Below are 6,468 nucleotides of genomic sequence, written 5' to 3' on the forward strand. Positions count from 1 at the left end.
GGAGGAGACCAGGTCCCACAGGTCCTCGGGGGAGGCCACGCCGCCGGGCAGCCGGCAGCCCATCCCCACGATCGCGATCGGTTCCCTGGACCTGGCTTCCACCTGGCGCAGCCGCTTCTCGGCCTGCCTGGTCTCAGCGATCGAGCGCTTCAGATATTCGCGCAGCTTGTCGTCGTTCGCCATCGCGGTTCAGCCCCTGTCCAGGAGGTCGAAGAGGTCGTCGTCGGTCGCGGAGTCGAGGTCGATCTCGTCGTCCTCATGGTCGTCTCCGCCTGGAGCGGCGGCGTCCAGGCGCGCCACCAGGGCGCGCAGCCGGGCCACGATCTCGGCCTGATCGCCGGGATCGGCGAACAGCGTCGCCTCCAGCCGCTGCAGCGTGGTCAGAGGGTCGGGTGGCTCGCCGGCCACCGAGCCGGCCACCGAGCCGTCCGCCGCGTCGGCCTCGGCGAGAGCCGACACGATGTGGTCGGTCACTGCCGCGGGCGTCGGATGGTCGAAGATCAACGTGGCGGGGAGGGGCAACCCGGTGGCCGTCCGGAGCCGGTTGCGCAGATCGACCGCCGTCAGCGAATCCAGGCCGAGCTCACGGAACGCCCTCCCCACTCCGACGGCTTCCAGGTCGGAGTGCCGTAGGACCGCGGCGACCTCCGTACGGACCAGGTCCAGTACGGCTTCGCGGCGTTCGGCGGAGCCGAGCCCGGCGAAGCGGCGTGCCGGCGATGGAGCCGGCGAAGCGCCGCCGGCGAGCGCCGCGTCGTCCGTGCCGGCGGCCACCGTGGATGTGCGGGAGGCGTCGAGCCAGTAGCGCGAGCGCTGGAACGCGTAGGTGGGCAGCTCGACGGGGCGGGGACGGGTTCCCGCGAGGGCGACCGTCCAGTCAACGGGCACGCCGCGGACGAACGCCTCCGCGAGCGAGACCAGGAACCGGTCCAGCCCGCCCTCGTCGCGGCGGAGGGTCCCGGTGACGAGCGCGGGCGGTCCGCCATCCGCAACCACGGCGTCGTCCAGGGTCTCGTTGATGCTCGCGGTCAGCACCGGATGAGGGCTGATCTCGATGAAGGCCCTGTGGCCCTGCTCGGCGAGCGCCCGGGTGGCCGCCTCGAACCGCACTGTCCGCCGCAGGTTGACGTACCAGTACTCGGCGTCCAGCGCCGCGGTGTCGATCCAGTCACCCGTCACGGTGGACAGCATGGGCACGGTCCCCGCGCGGGGAGAGATCGGCGCCAGCGCCTTGATGAGATCGTCGTGGACGGCCTCCACCTGGGCGGAGTGCGAGGCGTAGTCGACGGGGATCCGCCGGTTGCGCACCCCGTCGGCCTCCAGCTCCGCCAGCAACTCCGCCAGGGCGTCCACCTGGCCGGACACGACCACGCTCGCGGGGCCGTTGACCACCGCCACGGAAAGGCGGTCGCTCCACGGCGTGATTCTGGCCTCGGCCTCGGCCATGGGAAGGGAGACCGACGCCATGCCGCCGTCGCCGGACAGCGCGGTGATCGCCCGGCTGCGCAGCGCGACGACGCGGGCGCCGTCCCGCAGCGACAGTCCGCCGGCCACCACGGCGGCGGCGATCTCTCCCTGTGAGTGGCCGACCACCGCGTCCGGGCGGACCCCGTACGCCCGCCACAGGTCGGCCAGTGACACCATGACGGCCCAGAGCAGGGGCTGCACCACGTCCACCCGCTCAAGACCCGGCGCGCCGGGCGCGCCGCGGACCACGTCGAGCAGTGACCAGTCCGTGAACTCCGCCAGCGCGGCCGCGCACTCGGCGAGCCGCTCCGCGAAGACCGGAGCCGTGTCCAACAGCCCGGCGGCCATCCCGAGCCACTGCCCGCCCTGGCCGGGAAAGACGAACACGATCTTGCCGTCGGCGTCGGCCGTACCACGCACCACGTGGTCCGGCAGCGCGCCGTCGCCTGTGAGCGCGCGCAGGCCGGACACGAGCCCGGCGCGATCCGCGCCAACCACCACGGCACGCTCCGCGAAGAGCCCCCGGGTTCTGACGAGCGAATGCGCGACGTCGACCGGATCAAGCTCGGCCCGGCTCTCGGTGAAGGTGGCGAGGCTGACGGCCTGGCCGCGCAACCCCGCGGGCACGTGGCCGGACAGCACCCACGGCAGGGCCGCCGGCGGGGCGGCCGGGCTCCGGGACGGCTCGTCGAGCTCCGGCGGCTGCTCTGGTGGCTGCTCAAGGATCACGTGGGCGTTGGTGCCGCTGACTCCGAAGGACGACACCGCGGCACGTCTGGGCCTGCCGGTCTCCGGCCACGGGCGCGCGTCGGTGAGCAGCCGGACCGCCCCCGCGGACCAGTCCACGTGGGGAGTCGGCTCGTCCACGTGCAGCGTCTTCGGCAGCACGGCGTGGCGCATCGCCATCACCATCTTGATGACGCCCGCCCCTCCGGCGGCGGCCTGCGTGTGCGCGATGTTCGACTTCAGCGACCCGAGCCACACCGGCTGGTCGTCCGGCCGGTCCTGGCCATAGGTGGCCAGCAGTGCCTGGGCCTCGATGGGGTCGCCGAGGGTGGTGCCGGTGCCGTGGCCCTCCACGGCGTCGACCTCGGCGGAGGTGAGCCCCGCGTTGGCCAGTGCCTGGCGGATCACCCGCTGCTGTGACGGCCCGCTGGGCGCGGTCAGCCCGTTCGACGCGCCGTCCTGATTGACCGCCGATCCGCGGACTATCGCCAGCACCGGATGGCCGTTCCGGCGCGCGTCCGACAGCCGCTCCAGGAGGAGCAGGCTGACGCCCTCCCCCCAGCCGGTGCCGTCCGCCGCCGCCGAGAACGCCTTGCAGCGCCCGTCCACCGACAGCGCCCGCTGGCGGGAGAACTCCACGAACGTGGTCGGCGTGGACATCACCGCGACCCCGCCCGCCAGCGCCAGGTCCGACTCCCCGGTGCGCAGCGACTGCGCGGCCAGGTGCAGCGCCACCAGCGACGACGAACACGCCGTGTCGACGGTGACCGCGGGCCCCTCGAAGCCGAACGTGTAGGCGATGCGCCCGGTCGCGATGCTTCCCGCGCTGCCGTTTCCGAGATAGCCCTCCAGGTCTCCGGGGATCTCCTGCAAACGGGGCGCGTAATCGTGGTACATCATCCCGGCGAAGACGCCGGTACGGCTCCCGCGCAGCGACAGCGGATCGATGCCGGCCCGCTCGAACGTCTCCCAGGCCACCTCCAGCAGCAGCCGCTGCTGGGGGTCGGTGGCTATCGCCTCACGCGGCGAGATGCCGAAGAACGCGGGGTCGAAGTCGGCGATGTCCCTGAGGAAGCCGCCGTGGCGGGTGTAGGACTTCCCCACGTGGTCGGGGTCCGGATCGTACAGCTCGTCGATGTCCCAACCTCGGTCGGCCGGGAACTCCGACACGGCGTCACCCGCACCGTCCACCAGCCGCCAGAGCGCCTCGGGTGACTCGATCCCACCGGGGAGCCGGCACGCCATCCCGACGATCACGATCGGGTCGTCGGCGGCGGAGCCCGGTGTCGCCGTCTCGGCGGTGACGGGCGCGGCTTCCGCCCGGTCGCCGGCCAGCTCACGTCCCAGCAGGTCGGCGATCGCCTGAGGGGTGGGGTGGTCGAAGGTGAGGGTGGCGGGCAGGCGGAGCCCGGTGGCGGTGTTGAGGCGGTTGCGGAGCTCGACGGCGGTGAGGGAGTCGAGGCCCAGGTCGATGAGAGGACGATCGATCGGGATGGCGTCAGGACGGGGGTGGCCGAGCACGGCGCCGATCTCGGCGCGTGTGACGTCGAGCAGCAGAGCGCTCCGCTGGGCCTTGTCTAGCCCTATCAGCCGGGCGGCGAGCGCCGGCGGTTCGCCGGTGCGGGCCCCCTCTCGGCGTACGGCGGGGCGGCCCGCCGGGATGAGCCCGCGCAGGATCGGCGGCGGCGAATCTGCCGCGGCTAGGGAGAACCGGGCAGGCACCAGCACAGGCCGGGGATCGGAGAACACGGCGGCGTCGAAGAGGGCAAGTGCTTCGGGAGAGGTCAGGGGACGCAGCCCTGTGCGCGCCAGTCGCGCGTGGTCCACCGCCGTCAGACGGCCGGTGATGGCGCTGCTTTCGTCCCACAGTCCCCAGGCGAGGCTGGTGGCGGGCCGGTCGTGGGTGGCCCGGTGGGCGGCGAGGGCGTCGAGGAAGGTGTTGGCGGCGGCGTAGTTCGCCTGTCCGGCCGCACCGAGGAGGCCCGAGACGGAGGAGAACAGGACGAACGCGGCGAGGTCGTGATCGCGGGTGAGGTGGTGGAGGTTGTAGGCGCCGTCGATCTTGGGGGCGAGGACGGTGTGGAGCCGTGTGGGGGTGAGGGAGTCCAGGACGGTGTCGTCGGTGATGCCGGCCGTGTGGATGACGGCGGTGAGGGGGTGGTGCTCCGGGATGGTGGCGAGGGTTTGAGCGAGGGCGTGCGCGTCGGTGACGTCGCAGGTCGCGATGGTGATGTGGGCGCCGAGCGCGGTCAGTTCTCCGGCCAGTTCCTGGGCGCCGGGCGTGTGCGGTCCGCGCCGGCTGGTGAGCAGCAGGTGGCGGACGCCGTGGGTGGTGACCAGGTGGCGGGCGAGCGTGGCGCCGAGTGTGCCCAGGCCGCCTGTGATGAGCACGGTCCCGTCCGGATCCCACTGCCGAGGGCCGGTCTTCGTGGTGGAGGAGCGTGCCAGACGCGGGATGAGAGCACGTCCCTCACGTAGGGCGAATTGCGGTTCGTCCGTGGTGAGGGCCGTGGAGACGGCTGCGGGGAGGGCTGTGAGAGAGGCGGCGGCCTCGTCCCAGTCGGCGAGCAGAATGCGGCCGGGTTGTTCGGTCTGGGCTGATCGGACAAGGCCCCAGACGGGGGCTGTCGCGAGGTCGGGGGCGTCGTCGTCTGTTGTGGCGACGGCGTTGCGGGTGAGCACCAGGAGATGCGTGGTGGCCCACCGGTCGTCGGCCGCCCATTGCCGAAGGGCGGCCAGGACGCGCTCGGTGTTGTCGTGCGCGCCGTGTACGGGGTCGGTATGGCCCGTCACCGGGAGGACGACCAGGCCGGGGAGGGACTCTCCGGCATCGACGGCCGCGGCGAGTCCGGCCAGATCGGCGAACGTCGAGGCCTCGACTCCGGCGTCGCCGAGCCCGTGATCGTCCCGGCCGAGGACCGCCCATGGTCCACGGCCGGGGGCGGCCAGAGCCACGGCGTCCCACTGCAGCCGGAACAGCGCATCGTCGAGGGCCGGCCGGGCGGGCCGAAGCTGCTCGGCGGACACCGGCCGCACCTGCAACGAGTCGATCGAGATGACGGGGCTGCCGGTGGCGTCCGCGGCGTGCAAGGCCAGCGAGTCCGTGCCGGACAGCACCGCGCGGACGCGCAGCGTCGTCGCGCCCGAGGCGTGCAACCGCACGCCGCTCCAGGCGAACGGCAAGAGGGTACGGCCGGCTTCCCCGTCGTCGAGCCAACTCAGGGCGGCGGCGTGCAGGGCCGCGTCGAGCAGAGCCGGATGCAGCCCGTACGGCTCCACGCCGGCCTGCTCTCCCCCGGGTAGAGAGTCAGGCAGCGCGACCTCGGCGAAGACCTCGTCACCACGTCGCCAGGCGGCGCGCAGGCCCTGGAACACCGGCCCGTACTCCAGGCCGACATCGTGGAACCGGTCGTAGGCGTCCGTCACATCCAGGGGCTGGGCATCTCGCGGGGGCCACACCCCCAGCTCCCCCCCACCATGTGTGGTGATCATGCACACGTTCCCGCAGTCACATGCTGAGCTGCTCGGATGCTCTCCGTGATCATGCGGGGAGCGCGTATCGGTGGCGTTCTCCGCTGCCGTCGTAAGCACTCCGGTGGCGTGCCGGGTCCACTCGGTGGTGGCGTCGCGGGGGCGGGAGTAGATGTCGACGGTGTGCCGGTCGGCGTTCACGATGACCTGGAGGTGGACGCCGTCGCGGCCGGGCAGGACGAGGGGGTTGTGGAGGATCAGTTCGTCGATGGTGGTATGGCCGGTGTGGTCCGCGGCGTGGATGGCCAGGTCGATGAGGGCTGTGCCGGGGACGATGACGGTGCCGAAGACGGTGTGGTCGGCGAGCCAGGGGTGGGTGGCGAGGGAGAGTTCGCCGGTGAGGACGGTGCCGTCGCCGTCCGCGAGGGTCACGGCGGCGCCCAGCAGCGGATGGTCCGCCGAGCTCAGGCCCAGCCCCGACGGGTCCGTGGCGGCGGAGGCCGATCCCTCTATCCAGAGCCGTTCGTGCTGGAAGGCGTAGGTGGGGAGGTCGACGGTGGTGGGGTCGCTGTCGGTGTAGACGGCTGCCCAATCGACGGGGGTGCCTCGGGTGTGGAGGTGGGCGGCGGCGGTGAGGGCGGTGGCGACTTCGGGCCGGTCGCCTCGGAGCACCGGAATGGCGGTGATGTCCTCTTCGTTTTGCAGCGTTTCGCGGACGAGCGCGCTGAGGACTCCGTCCGGTCCGATCTCCAGAAACGCGCTCAGCCCCTCACCGGGGACGGCCCCTTCGTGAATCTTCCGTAC

The 6,468-nt window shown here is 72.5% G+C and carries 2 protein-coding genes; both read right to left on the reverse strand.

Annotation, left to right across the window (positions count from 1 at the left end):
* On the reverse strand, positions 1–183 hold a 183-nt coding region (locus N5079_RS34770; RefSeq protein WP_261588482.1), incomplete at its 3' end, for a polyketide synthase docking domain-containing protein.
* Between the two features lie 6 nt (positions 184–189).
* Positions 190–6,336 (reverse strand): type I polyketide synthase, encoded by a 6,147-nt coding sequence (locus N5079_RS34775; RefSeq protein WP_261588483.1) that lies wholly within the window; start codon positions 6,334–6,336, stop codon positions 190–192.
* Positions 6,337–6,468: the final 132 nt, after the last annotated feature.

Origin of the sequence: Planotetraspora sp. A-T 1434 (genome assembly GCF_025420585.1) — a bacterium.
GTDB lineage: Bacteria > Actinomycetota > Actinomycetes > Streptosporangiales > Streptosporangiaceae > JAOEGB01.